This window comes from Nocardia sp. NPDC004415 (genome assembly GCF_053602435.1).
The window spans coordinates 51,146-63,884 of sequence record NZ_JBSGDP010000006.1 but is presented as its reverse complement, the minus strand read 5'-3'; the positions used below and the strand labels follow the sequence as shown (position 1 = coordinate 63,884).

The following is a 12,739-nucleotide window of genomic DNA, read 5'->3' as shown; positions in this document are numbered from 1 at the left end:
CACCTTCCGCCGTGACGGCCAGCGCGACCCTCGCGCATGCCACCCGTTCGCCGCCGGTTGCCGAATCTACCGAGGCGCTCAGTGAGCACCAAGGACAAACCGGACACCCGGTCGCGTCGTGGCCCAACCGTGACGGCGTCGGTCAGCGGGTGAGGATCGGCACGATGTGGGCGCGGGCGTAGGCCGCGAGAGCTTCGGGGGATCCGGTGTCGAGGGTGCCGACGGGTTGCAGGATCAGCGAATGGACCACCCGGCACACCACCTCGACGCGGGCGGTGAGGTCGGGGATGTCGGGGAATCTGTTGTCTTCCAGGACTTTCGCGAGGATCTCGGTGGACGCCGAGACCGAGAGGAGGAAGAAGGTGGCGCCGTCGACGGTGAGCTGGGGCAGGATGCGGTCGGCTTCCAGGGTGAGCAGCCGCTCGACCAGGGCGTGCGAGCGCCAGCGGGTGATGACGGTGGTGAACACGTCCACGACGATGTCGTCGAAGGTGTCGTGGCGGGCCGGGATCTCCTTGAGGTCGGCGAGCAGCCTGCGCACCTCGCGCCCGAAGGCCGCGCGGACCACGTCGTCGCGGGAACCGATCCGGCGGTAGACGGTGGCGCGGTCGACGTCGGCGGCCCTGGCGATGTCCTCGATCGTCGTCTTGCGCACGCCGACCCGCTCGAACTGCACGAGCGCGGCGTCGAGAATGCGTTCTTCGACGGAGTCGGCGGTGGGCGAATCACCCGAGGTGGCGGCGGTGGACAGCACCCCACGACCGTAGCAGGCCGGCCGAATGCAACATTGCGATACTTTTTGTTGCACTGTACGGTCGGTGCATGGCTGATAACAGTGCAACGGCGCGCTCCTATCAGGAAGAAGCGCACGCGATTCAGGCGCGGGATGTGCATTTCGACTTCTCGTCGGTGCCCCTGCACTACATCCCCGGGGAAGTGCTGGCCACGCACGTCACCAATGTGATGCATCTGGTCCTGCCCGAAGGGGAACGGGCGATGGCCGCCTGCCTGGCCGAGGCTCTGCCCTATATCGACGACGAGCGGCTGCGGGAGGAGGTCACCGGTTTCATCGGGCAGGAGTCCATGCACGCCAGCAGTCACGAGGGCGCGCGCAGGCACCTGCAGTCGATCGGGCTCGATGTGGAGTCCTATGTCTCGGCAGTGGCCTGGCTGGTGGATCGGGTACTGGGCGATCAGGGGCTGACCGGGCGCGCGAAGGAGCAGTGGCTCAAAGAACGGCTCGGCTTGTTCGCGGGGATGGAGCATTTCACCGCCGTCATCGGCGAGTGGCTGCTGGAATCGGAGGTGCTCGCCGAGCTCGGGATGGACCCGGCGATGCTGGATCTGGTGCGCTGGCACGGCGCGGAAGAGGTCGAGCATCGCAGTGTGGTGTTCGACGCGTACATGCACGTCGACGGCGGTTACGCCCGCCGGGTGCGCACCGGGCTGCTCGCCAGTGGCACATTGCTGCCGCTGTTCGTGATCTCGACGGCCTATCTCTATCGCAAGGATCCGAGCCCGGACAAGGGACGGTCCTGGGCCCGGCAGTTCGTGAGCGCCACCGTGCGCGGGGTCATCCCGAGTTTCACGACCTTCGTCACCGAGATGCCGCGCTATCTGCGGCCGGGTTTCCATCCCTCCCAGCTGGGTTCGATGGACAACGCGCTGCGCTATCTGGCGCATTCGCCGGCGGCGCGCGGGTGAGCGGGCCCGCCGTGACCGCGCCCCGCAGCGTGCGTGCGCTCGGCGTCGCCGTCGACGCCTACAAGAAGGTGTTCACCCGGCCGTCGCTGTCGCCACCACATCCGGTGCGGCGCACCGGGTTCGACATCGACGCGGTGGTCGAGTCGGTGCGGGTCGAGGCCGAGGACGTGGTGAGCGTGCGCCTGCGCCGCGCCGGAGGTGGGCCGCTGCCCGCGTGGCGGCCGGGGTCGCATCTCGATGTGTTCCTGCCGTCGGGGCGTCAGCGTCAGTACTCGCTGTGCGGCGATCCGGATGACCGGTACCGCTACCGCATCGCGGTCCGCCGCATCACCGACGGTGACGGTGGCTCCGTGGAGATGCACACCCTCCGCGCCGGTGACCCGCTGCGGCTGCGCGGCCCGCGCAACGCGTTCACCTTCGTCGGTTCGGCGCCGTCGTACCTGTTCGTGGCCGCGGGCATCGGCATCACGCCGATCCTGCCCATGGCCCGCGCGGCCGGCAGCCGGGGCCACCTGGTGTATCTGGGCCGTTCCCGGCAGAGCATGCCGTTCCTCGGTGAGGTCCCGGCAGGCACCGACATCCGGCCGGACGACGAGACCGGCACACCCGATATCCCCGCCCTGCTCGCCACCGCCGCACCGGGTGCCGCGGTGTACGTCTGCGGTCCTCCCCCGGTCCTGGAGCTCGCTCAGCGCACGCTGTTCACCACGAACCCGGCCGCTTCGCTGCACACCGAACTGTTCTCGGCGCGCCCGGTGAGCGACGGCCGCGCCTTCGACATCACCCTGGCCCGCAGCGGTGACACCGTGCGGGTGAGCGGCACCGAGACCGCGCTCGACGCGATCCGGCGGGTGCGACCCGATGTCGTCTACTCGTGCCGCCAGGGCTTCTGCGGCACCTGCCGAACCCGCGTCCTCGACGGCGCCGTCGACCATCGCGACCGGCTGCTGCTGCCCACCGAGCGGGCCGACCACCTGCTCACCTGCGTTTCCCGCGCCGCGGGCGACGCGCTCACGCTGGACCTCTGACCGCGAAAGGCCCGGTCCCCCATGACCACAGAACACAGGCACATCGTCGTGCTCGGCGCCGGTTTCGGCGGCCTCGGCCTGACGATCAAGCTCCGCGAGGCGGGCTTCGACGACATCGTCGTCCTCGACCGCGCCGACGAACTCGGCGGCACCTGGCAGGCCAACACCTACCCGGGTTGCGCCTGCGACGTCCCCTCTCAGCTCTACAGCTACTCCTTCGCCCCCAACCCCGACTGGTCACGCACCTACGGCAAACAGCCCGAGATACTGAACTATCTGCGCACCGTCGCCGAACGTCACGACATCGTGCGGCACCTGCGCCTGGGCACCGAACTCCTCGACGCCCGCTGGGACGACGAGCACACCCGCTGGCGCATCGAGACCTCGCGCGGCACCCTGACCGCCGACTATTTCCTGTCCGCCGCGGGCATCTTCGCCGAGGCCAAATACCCGTCACTGCCCGGTCTGGAGACCTTCGCGGGCAAGACCTTCCACTCCCTGCACTGGGACCACAGCCACGAGCTGACCGGTGAACGTGTCGCGGTGATCGGCACCGGCGCCTCGGCGGTGCAGTTCATCCCGGAGATCCAGCCGAAGGTCGACTCGCTCACGGTGTTCCAGCGCTCGGCGCCGTGGATCGTGCCGCGCATGGACCGGCGCACCCTCGGCCTCGAACGCCTGCTGCTGCGGCGTCTGCCACTGGCGCAGAAGGCGATTCGGGGCACCTGGTACACCCTGATCGAGGGCTTCGGGCTGGTCGGGTTCGTAGACAACCGCTTCCGGCACCCCTACGAGTTGCTGGGGCGGCTGCAGCTGCGTCGTCAGGTCACCGATCCGGGCCTGCGCGCCACTGTGACCCCCGACTACATGATCGGCTGCAAACGCGCGATCTTCTCCGACGCGTATCTGCCCGCCCTCGACCAGGACAATGTCGAGGTGGTGACCGACGGCATCGCCGAGGTCCGGCCGCATTCGATCCGCACCACCGCGGGCGCGGAGATCCCGGTCGACACCATCATCTACGGCACCGGATTCACCTCGCTGCCCACCGCGTTCGAACGCATCACCGGCCGCGACGGACGCTCCATCGCCGAACTGTACGCCGAACGCCCGCAGACCTATCTGGGCGCCGCCGTCGCCGGTTTCCCCAACTTCTTCTGCACGCTCGGACCGTTCGGCGCCGCGGGGAACCAGTCGGCGATCTACATGATCGAATCCCAGATCGCCTACATCGTCGACGCGCTGAGCACCCTGCGCGCCACCGGGCAGCACCGGGTGGAGGTGCGGGAGCGGGTGCAGGACGAGTTCGTCGACGAGATGCGCACCCGCAGCGCCGACACGGTCTGGCTCACCGGCGGCTGCGAGAGCTACTACACCACGGCCGAGGGCGGCAATGCCGGTCTGTACCCGAACTGGAGCTTCGAATATCGCCGCCGCACCCGGCGATTCGACGCCGCGAACTACGAGGTGTCCGCATGATGGGGCTGTCCCTGCCGGGCCGCCGGACCGGCGATCCCTACCCCGTGCGCGGCAAGGTCGTGCTGGTGACCGGCGCGGGCCAGGGCATCGGCCGGGAACTCGCCCGGGTCCTGTCCGCCCGGGGAGCCCTGCTCGCCCTGGTCGACATCGACGCGGTGGCCGCCGAGCGCACCGCCTACGAACTCGGCACCACCGCGCACGGGATCGGCGCCGATGTGGCCGACCGGGCCGGGATGAGCGCCGCCGTGGCGGAGGTGATCGAGCGCTTCGGCCGCCTCGACGTGGTGGTGGCCAATGCGGGGGTGACCCCGGTCCCCGCGACCCTGCGCACCATGAACCCCGCCGACTTCGACCGGGTCGTGGCCATCAATCTGACCGGGGTGTTCAACACCGTGCACCCGGTCCTCGACCACATCGTGCGCCGCCGCGGGCATGTCGTGGTGGTGTCCTCGTGCGCGGCCTTCGCGCCGGGGATGGGCGGTTCGCCGTACATGCTCACCAAGGCCGCCGTCGAGCAGCTGGGCCGCGCGCTGCGCGTGGAACTGGCCGCGAGCGGCGCGAGCGCGGGCGTGGCCTATTTCGGCATCGTCGACACCGCCATGACCCACGACATGCTCGACGCCGACGACCTCGGCCGCGAACTCGACAGCCTGCTGCCCTGGCCCCTGGACGTGCGGATCAGCGCCGCGCACGCGGCCCGCACCATCGCCGACGGCATCGCCCGGCGTGCGCCCCGCACGATCGCGCCGCGCGGCTGGGAGCCGTACGCGCTGCTGCGCGGGGCGATCAATGTCGTCCTCGACAGCAGGCTCGCCGCCGATCCGCGCGTCCACGAGCTCGTGCGGGCCATCGAGAGCCGCACATGACGGAAACCCGCGGCGGATCACGCACCGCGGCGGGCCTTCTCGTCCTCGATCATCTCGGCCCCGTCACCGCGGGCCTGAACCAGAAAGCCCTCGCCTCGTGAGCATGTCCCGTTTCGCCACCCTGCCCGCCGCCTTCCAGCACACGGCCACCATCGACCCCTCCGCCGTCGCCCTGCGTACCCCGGGCGACACCCAGACCCTGACCTGGGCCGACTACGCCGAACAGGTCCGTGCCGTGGCCGCCGGTCTGGCCGGGCTCGGTGTGCGTCACGGCGACACCGTGGCACTGATGATGAGCAACCGGGTGGAGTTCTATCCCCTGGAGGTCGGGGCCCAGCACCTCGGCGCCACCGCGTTCTCGGTGTACAACACGCTGTCCCCCGACCAGCTCGCCCACGTGCTCACCGATGCCGGTGCGCGCGTGGTGATCTGCGAACCGCAATACGCGAAAGCCGTCGCCGCCGTGGGCGCGGAGGTCGAGCACATCGTCTGTGTCGACGACGCGCCCGAGGGCACGCTGTCGGTGGCCGAACTGCTCGCCGCCGCCCCCGCCGGCTTCGATTTCGACGCCACCTGGCAGGCCGTGCGCCCCGGCGATGTGGCCACCCTCATCTACACCTCCGGCACCACCGGCGCGCCCAAGGGTGTGGAGACCACCCATGCCGCCCTGCTGTTCCAGGTCCACGGCATCGCCGAGGTGCTCGGCATCGAATTCGGTGACACCATCACCTCGTTCATGCCCACCGCCCACATCGCCGACCGGCTCACCGCCCTCTACGTGCAGGAAGTTCTCGGCACCCAGGTGACCTGCGTCGCCGATCCCACGCGGATCGCGGCCGCGCTGGTGGACCTGCGCCCGACGGTGTGGGGCGCGGTACCCCGGGTGTGGGAGAAGCTCATGGCCGCCATCGAATTCAAGGTCGCGGCCGAGCCCGACGAGACCCGCCGCCAGGCCCTGCGCTGGGCGCTGTCGGTGGCCGAGCGACGCAGCGAACACCAGCTCGCGGGCGAGCCGGTGCCCGACGAACTCGCCGCCGAATGGGCCACCGCCGACGAACTCGTCCTCGGCAAGCTGCGGGCCGCCCTCGGTCTGGACCGGGTGCGCTGGGCGCTGTCGGGCGCGGCCCCGATCCCGCCGCGCACGCTGGGATTCTTCGCCGGGCTCGGCCTCCCGATCGCCGAGATCTGGGGGATGTCGGAGCTGGCGTGCATCTGCAGCGTCAGCCATCCGCGCGACGCCGTGCTCGGTACCGTCGGGAAACTGCTGCCCGGCATGGAATCGCGGGTGGCCGCCGACGGCGAGCTGCTCGTGCGGGGACCGCTGGTGATGAAGGGGTATCGCGGCAGACCCGAGCAGACCGCCGAGACGATCGACCCCGAGGGCTGGCTGCACACCGGCGACATCGTCCGCGTCGACGAGTCCGGGTACCTGCGGGTGGTGGATCGCAAGAAGGAGATGATCATCAACGCGGCGGGCAAGAACATGTCGCCGACCACCATCGAGAACGCCGTCAAGGCCGCCACCCCGCTGATCGGCACGATGGCCGTCATCGGCGACGGCAGGGCCTACAACACCGCGCTCGTCGTCCTCGACGCCGAATCCGCCGAACCCTACGCCCGCGCGCACGGCCTGGCCGACGCCTCCGCGGCGGCGCTGGCGGTCGATCCGGGCGTACGCGCCGCCATCCGGTCCGGCGTCCTCGCGGGCAATGCCGCGCTGTCGCGGGTCGAGCAGATCAAGCGCGTCCGCGTCCTGCCGGAGTTCTGGGAAGCCGGCGGCGACGAGGTGACCCTCACCCTCAAACTCAAGCGCCGGGTGATCGCCGAGAAATACGCCGCGCAGATCGACGAGCTCTACGCCCACACCCCGCCCGCGACCGTCATCGACCTCGGCCAGCCCGGCTGACCGGGGCTCGACAGCCCGGTCGGGAGAGCACTGCCGCGGACCGGGCACAATGGAGGTCGATGAAGCCCTGGCAGCTGGACCACACGCCCGACGACGATCTGCTCGGTCACGGTGAGCAGGTCGCCGTCGACGATCTCCGGGAGCTGCGCGCGCAGTTCGTCGATTTCATGCTCGGCTACAAGTTCGCCATCGACGAGGTGACGACCAAGATCAACATCCTGCGCGAGGACTTCAACAACACCCACGAGTACAACCCCATCGAGCACGTCGGCTCGCGGCTCAAATCGCCCGAGAGCGTGCTGGAGAAGATCCGGCGCAAGAACTACGCGATGAACCTGGCCGCCATCCGGGAGAACGTGCTCGACATCGCCGGGGTGCGGGTGGTGTGCAGCTTCATCTCCGATATCGGCGTCATCCGGGACATGCTGGCCGGTCAGCAGGACATCACCGTGCTCGAGGAACGCGACTACATCACCCACCGCAAACCCAACGGGTATCAGAGCCTGCACCTGATCGTCTCGATCCCGGTGTTCCGTTCCGACCGCACCGAGCAGATCCCGGTCGAGATCCAGATCCGCACCATCGCGATGGATTTCTGGGCCAGCCTCGAGCACAAGATCTACTACAAGTACCGCGGTGAGGTGCCCCCGAACCTGCGCAGCGATCTGGCCCAGGCCGCCGAGGTCGCCACCCAGCTCGACGAGACCATGGAGGCCCTGCACCGTCAGGTCGACCGCGGCGCGCACGCCCGCAAGGACACCGCCGACTCCGTCGACCTGAGCATCCTCTACCAGGATCTGCTCGCCGACCAGTCCGGCCGGCGCAGGCCGCGCGATATGCCGGGCTGAGCGGTGCGGGTGTGGCCAGCCACACCACGGATTCGGCGGACAGCTCCCTCGAATCCGCACCGCGCGCCGACAACCATGGATCTCATGACCGACACACCCGCCGAGCCGACCCTGGTCCTCGACACCGCCGACGCACCGACCGTCGTGATCCCCGCTCCACCGCCGCAACGTCGCAGCGGGGTGCGCGATGCGGTCGTCGCCGTGCTGCGCGCCCCGTTCCGGGCCAGGACCTGGAAGGAATTCGCCTACCTGATCCTGGCGTTCGTGCTCGGCTGCGCGGCCGTGTGCTACCTGTTCTTCGGCTTCGGCGGTGGGCTCTACGCGTCGATCTTCCTGATCGGCATCCCGCTGCTCGCGCTGATCCTGCTCGGCGGCCGGATCTGGGGACGTCTCTACCGGGTGCTCGGCCGGGAACTGCTCGGCACCCCGGTCGAGGCGCCGCCGGACTTCGCGCGCAAGCCTGGCTTGTTCGGTTTCCTGCAGAGCGCGTTCACCGACCGGGCGAGCTGGCGGGCCACACTGTTCCTGCTCGCGCAGGCCGTGCTCGGCGTCGGCGTCGGGTATGTGGTGCTCACGGTGATCGCCATGGTGGGCTTCACGGCGATCTCGGTGATCCCGTGGGCGCTGGTCGACCCGGTGCAGGTCGACGAGAACGGCGTCGAGCACCACAGTCTCTTCCAGCTCGGATCGTTCTACGTCGACACCTGGCCGCGCGCGCTGGCCTTCTCCGCGGCGGGCATCGTGCTGTGCTTCGCGCTGCCGTGGCTGATCCGCAGCGTGTGCTGGCTGCACCGGTTGCTGACCGTGCACCTGCTGGCCGCGACCGCCCGCGACCACCAGCTCGCCGAACTGCGGGCCAGCCGCCGTGCCGCCGTCGACGACGCGACCGCCACGCTGCGCCGGGTGGAACGCGACCTGCACGACGGCACCCAGGCGCGGCTGGTCACCATCGCGATGGCCCTGGGCCGGGCCGAGGAGCGCATGGCGGCTGGCGGTGACGCGCGCGATCTGATCGCCGACGCGCACGCCTCGTCCAAGGAGGCGCTGACCGAGCTGCGCGAACTGGTCCGCGGCATCCACCCGCCCGCCCTGGAACTGGGCCTGGGCCCCGCGCTGGAGACGCTCACCGCCCGGTGCGCGGTCCCGGTGACGCTGCGGGTGCAGCTACCGAAACGCCCGAGCCCGGCCATCGAGGCCATCGCCTACTTCTCGGTTGCCGAGCTGCTGACCAATGTGGTGAAGCACGCGCACGCGAGCCGCGCGGAGGTCTCGGTGTTGCCCGACAGCATCCGCACCCTCGCGGTCACCGTGCGCGACAACGGCATCGGTGGTGTTCCCGACCCCGGCACGGCGACCTCGGACGGCAGTGGCCTCGCCGGTCTCGCCGCCAGGGCCGCGGCCGTCGACGGCTCGCTGAGCGTGCGCAGCCCGGCGGGTGGACCCACCGTGGTCACCCTGCTGCTGCCGACGGCGGGCCCGCAGTGACCGCCGCCGACCACCCACTGCGGGTGGTGATCGCCGAGGACAGCGCCATCCTGCGCGACGGGCTGGCCGGGCTGCTCACCGAACGCGGGCACGAGGTGGTGGCCATGGTCGGCGACGCGACGACCCTGAGCGAGGTGGTCGGCACGCACGCGCCCGATGTCGCGGTGGTGGACGTGCGGATGCCGCCGACCTTCACCGACGAGGGCCTGCTGGCCGCCATCGAACTGCGCCGCAAGTATCCGCTCACCGGCGTGCTCGTGTTCTCGCAGTGGATCGAAACCCGGTACGCGACCGAACTTCTCGCCGGTGGCGCGGCCGGGGTCGGCTACCTGCTCAAGGACCGGGTCGCCGACGTGCGCGATTTCGTCGACGCGCTGCAACGCGTCGCCACCGGCGGCACCGCGCTCGATCCGGAGGTGGTGAGTCAGCTCATGGGCGCGTCCCGGCAACAGGATTCGCTCGCGCGGCTCACCCCGCGCGAGCGCGAAGTGCTGGAACTGATGGCCCAGGGGCTCACCAACAGCGCCCTCGCTGCCGCGCTCTCGGTCACCGAGCGGGCGGTGGAGAAGCACATCGGCAATATCTTCGCCAAGCTCGACCTGCCACCCTCCGAGACCCATCACCGCCGGGTGCTCGCGGTGCTGCGTCTCAGAGGGTGACGCCGGTCAGCGGAATTCGGCGAAGCGGTCGACCTGATCGGGGTCGGTGCCGTAGCAGTACAGGATGATCTCGTCGGCGCCGAGGTCCTCGAACTGCCTTATGCCGGAACGGATCTGCTCGGGGGTGGTGAGCAGGCCCTCGGCCATGTAGGCGGCGCGGCCGCTGAACTCGTAGTAGTCGAGGATCGCGGTGCGCGCCTGGTCGATCAGGGGCTGCGGGCCCAGCACGGCGTTCATCTGGGCGACGATCCGCGGGGCGCCGGGTCGGCCGTGATCGCTCCAGGAGCGCCGGGCCAGATCGAACAGACCGCCCGCCCAGGACGGCGCGGCGGCCGCGAGGAAGCCGCCGCCCCAGCGTCCGACGCGGTCGATGGCGGCCGGTTGGAAGCCGCCGAAGAGCAGTTCGGGGCCGCCGGGCACGGTCGGTGCCGGGCCGATGGGACCGCACGTCGGGCTGAACGGCTCGCCCGCCCACACGCGCCGCAGGACGCCGAGCTGCTCGTCGAGGCGCCTGCCGCGGGTGCGCAGCTCGGTGCCGGTGGCCTCGTGGTCGTCCTCGCGACCGCCGACTCCGAGGCCGAGAGCGAAACGCCCGCCGGAGAGCAGGTCCAGGGTGGCGGCCTGTTTGGCGAGCAGGGCCGGATCACGCAGCGGGGCGATGAGCACCTCGGTCTGCAAACGGATGCGGGTGGTGATTCCCGCGAGCACAGCCAGGGTGACCAGCGGTTCGGGATTGTCGTAGACGACGCGATCGAGCAGACCGAGTGTCGAGAACCCGGCCGCGTCGGCGCGCCGGGCCCACTCGGGCAGGGTACGGGGATCGGCGATGGGCAGGCCGAGACCGACAGGCAAAGACATGGAATCCTCCAGAGGACAGGGGCGTGCGTTGTCGTGCCGCCCACTCCACGCCTGCTCTGCTGAGGCGGGGCTCCCACTCTGCGACGATGTTTCCTGGAGAGCGCCTTCGGATTGCCGCCACCGTAACCGATCGCGCCGGAACGCGGCAACCCGTGCGGCGCGCCTCTAGGGTGGGCCCGGGGAACCGGCGAAGGAGGACATGAGATGGGCGAGCGCACACCGAGCGGCTGGGAGGAACTCACCGCCGCCGACCCGAACCATTCCACCTGGTACGTGGAACGATTCCGGGCGCTGGCCGCCCAGGGCCAGGACATCGTCGGCGAGGCGCGGCTGGTCGACGCCATGCTGGCGCGCGGCAGCCGGGTGCTCGACGCGGGCTGCGGGCCGGGCCGCATCGGTGGCTATCTGCACGGGGCCGGGCACGAGGTGGTCGGCGTCGACATCGACCCGGTGCTGATCGAGGCGGCGCGCGCGGATCATCCCGGCCCCACCTGGCTGGTCGGCGACCTGGCCGAATTGGACCTGCCCGGTGCGGGTTTCGACGCCATCGTGTGCGCGGGCAATGTGCTCACCTTCGTCGCGCCGTCGACCCGCGCCGCGGTGCTCGCCGGTTTCGCCCGTCACCTCGCCCCGGCGGGCCGCGTCGTCACCGGCTTCGGCGCCGACCGCGGCTATGCCTTCCCGGAATTCCTCGCCGACGCCGCCGCGGCGGGTCTGCGCGCCGACGTCCTGCTGTCGACGTGGGATCTGCGCCCGTTCACCGACGACGCCGACTTCCTGGTCGCGGTGTTCTCCCGCCCGGACTGAGCGTCAGCCGTCGATGATGGCGCGCAGGTCGGCGCGCAGCCGATCGAGCCCCTCCACGCCGATCAACCCCGCCACATCGGCCTCGATCGCCGGGACGAGTTCCTGCGCGATCGCCACCACCTCACGGCCCCGACCGGTCGGCATGGAGGGGTTCTCCCGGGCTGCGGCCGCGCGGGCCGCGGCGGGCGATTTCCCGATCGAGGAGGTGCTCGCGCTCGCCGGGGAACCCGGTGTGGAGATGCTCGGGCCAGTCAGCGGGTGGCGCGGAGGAGGTGCGGGCCGGGGAAGGTGACGTCGAGCAGGGAGGTGTAGGTGGTGATGAGGTTCTGGGCGGGGTGGTCTTCGATGTGGGTGAAGCCGTAGCGGCGGAGCCGGGCGGTGATGTCGGCGGGGGTGAAGTAGCTGAGCCAGGGCTCGCCGAGGGCGGCCACGCGGGCGGCGCGCACGCGCAGGGCGGTGTGGTCGGCGGGGGTCGCCGGTGGGGTGCCGTAGTCGAGGACCAGGTCGGTGGGGGTGGCCTGGCCGGCCAGGTAGTCGAGGGTGGCGTCGATGGCGGCGCTGGTCAGGTAGACGACCACGCCGAGCCAGACGAAGATCGCCGGTGCCGAGCGGTCGAAACCCGCGGCCGCCAATCCGGTTGCCAGGGTTTCGGTTTCGAAGTCGACGGGGGCGAAGGTGAGGGTGTCGGGCGGGGTGATGGCCGCGGCGGCGAGGCGGTCGCGCTTCCAGGCCTGGGTGCCGGGATGGTCGACCTCGAACACCCGCAGCCGCGGATACGGGTTGCGGCAGGCGAAGGTGTCCAGGCCCGCGCCCAGGATCACCGCCTGCCGGGTTCCGGCCGCGACCGCGTCACGGATCGCGTCCTCGGCGAAACGCGCACGCGCGGCGATGAACAGCCTGCGCGGGCGATGACTCGCGCCCGCGTGGCCGGGATGGTCCGGGCTCGCCGTGCCCAGGGTGGCCAGCTCGGCGTCGGTGACACCGAGAATGCGCTCGGCCAGCGGGTCGGTGAACACGCGTGGCTCGTCGACGACCTGGTGATAGGCCCGCGCATAGGCCGTGGCCAGTGCGGTGCGGCTGGGCGCGCCGGGTTCCATGC

The 12,739-nt window shown here is 70.6% G+C and carries 13 protein-coding genes; 9 read left to right on the top strand and 4 right to left on the bottom strand.

Annotated features, from left to right (window positions below; all coding sequences use genetic code 11):
- Window positions 1–142: 142 nt before the first annotated feature.
- A complete protein-coding gene (locus tag ACWEMY_RS04640; protein WP_452388888.1) occupies window positions 143–754 on the bottom strand; it encodes a TetR/AcrR family transcriptional regulator in 612 nt (203 codons plus the stop codon).
- A gap of 68 nt (window positions 755–822) precedes the next feature.
- On the opposite strand from ACWEMY_RS04640, the gene ACWEMY_RS04635 reads away from it, so the two are divergent.
- The 8 genes from ACWEMY_RS04635 to ACWEMY_RS04600 all read left to right on the top strand — a co-directional run bounded on the left by ACWEMY_RS04635 (window position 823) and on the right by ACWEMY_RS04600 (window position 9,975).
- On the top strand, window positions 823–1,704 hold the full coding sequence (locus tag ACWEMY_RS04635) for a metal-dependent hydrolase (RefSeq protein WP_375927681.1): 882 nt from the start codon (window positions 823–825) through the stop codon (window positions 1,702–1,704).
- Window positions 1,701–2,732 carry a PDR/VanB family oxidoreductase gene (locus tag ACWEMY_RS04630; RefSeq protein ID WP_452388887.1) on the top strand — a complete coding sequence of 344 codons (1,032 nt, stop codon included), beginning with the start codon at window positions 1,701–1,703 and terminating at the stop codon, window positions 2,730–2,732. Before ACWEMY_RS04635 ends, ACWEMY_RS04630 begins: the two co-directional genes overlap by 4 nt.
- A gap of 21 nt (window positions 2,733–2,753) precedes the next feature.
- Window positions 2,754–4,211, top strand: a complete 1,458-nt coding sequence (locus tag ACWEMY_RS04625) for a flavin-containing monooxygenase (RefSeq protein WP_452388886.1) — start codon at window positions 2,754–2,756, stop codon at window positions 4,209–4,211.
- A complete protein-coding gene (locus tag ACWEMY_RS04620; RefSeq protein WP_452388885.1) occupies window positions 4,208–5,077 on the top strand; it encodes a short-chain dehydrogenase/reductase in 870 nt (289 codons plus the stop codon). Before ACWEMY_RS04625 ends, ACWEMY_RS04620 begins: the two co-directional genes overlap by 4 nt.
- A 103-nt stretch (window positions 5,078–5,180) precedes the next feature.
- Window positions 5,181–6,983 (top strand): fatty acid--CoA ligase FadD11, encoded by a 1,803-nt coding sequence (gene fadD11 / locus ACWEMY_RS04615; protein ID WP_452388884.1) that lies wholly within the window; start codon window positions 5,181–5,183, stop codon window positions 6,981–6,983.
- 59 nt (window positions 6,984–7,042) lie between these two features.
- The gene (locus tag ACWEMY_RS04610; protein WP_375927690.1) at window positions 7,043–7,831 is read left to right on the top strand and encodes a GTP pyrophosphokinase; all 789 of its coding nucleotides are present in this window, start codon (window positions 7,043–7,045) and stop codon (window positions 7,829–7,831) included.
- Window positions 7,832–7,915: 84 nt separating this feature from the next.
- Window positions 7,916–9,316 carry a sensor histidine kinase gene (locus ACWEMY_RS04605; RefSeq protein WP_452388883.1) on the top strand — a complete coding sequence of 467 codons (1,401 nt, stop codon included), beginning with the start codon at window positions 7,916–7,918 and terminating at the stop codon, window positions 9,314–9,316.
- Window positions 9,317–9,333: 17 nt separating this feature from the next.
- Window positions 9,334–9,975: a LuxR C-terminal-related transcriptional regulator gene (locus tag ACWEMY_RS04600; protein ID WP_375935201.1), complete on the top strand. Its 642-nt coding sequence runs from the start codon at window positions 9,334–9,336 to the stop codon at window positions 9,973–9,975.
- Between the two features lie 6 nt (window positions 9,976–9,981).
- Here ACWEMY_RS04600 and ACWEMY_RS04595 read toward each other — a convergent pair whose 3' ends face one another.
- Window positions 9,982–10,833, bottom strand: a complete 852-nt coding sequence (locus ACWEMY_RS04595) for an LLM class flavin-dependent oxidoreductase (protein WP_452388882.1) — start codon at window positions 10,831–10,833, stop codon at window positions 9,982–9,984.
- A 204-nt stretch (window positions 10,834–11,037) separates the two neighbouring features.
- Here ACWEMY_RS04595 and ACWEMY_RS04590 point away from each other — a divergent pair, with 204 nt between their 5' ends.
- Complete coding sequence (locus ACWEMY_RS04590) at window positions 11,038–11,640, top strand: class I SAM-dependent methyltransferase (protein WP_452388881.1); 603 nt, start codon at window positions 11,038–11,040, stop codon at window positions 11,638–11,640.
- A 3-nt stretch (window positions 11,641–11,643) separates the two neighbouring features.
- Here the strand turns inward: ACWEMY_RS04590 and ACWEMY_RS04585 are convergent, their stop codons facing one another.
- Window positions 11,644–11,784, bottom strand: a complete 141-nt coding sequence (locus ACWEMY_RS04585) for a hypothetical protein (protein WP_452388880.1) — start codon at window positions 11,782–11,784, stop codon at window positions 11,644–11,646.
- 107 nt (window positions 11,785–11,891) lie between these two features.
- Complete coding sequence (locus ACWEMY_RS04580) at window positions 11,892–12,737, bottom strand: class I SAM-dependent methyltransferase (protein ID WP_452388879.1); 846 nt, start codon at window positions 12,735–12,737, stop codon at window positions 11,892–11,894.
- Window positions 12,738–12,739 lie beyond the last annotated feature (2 nt).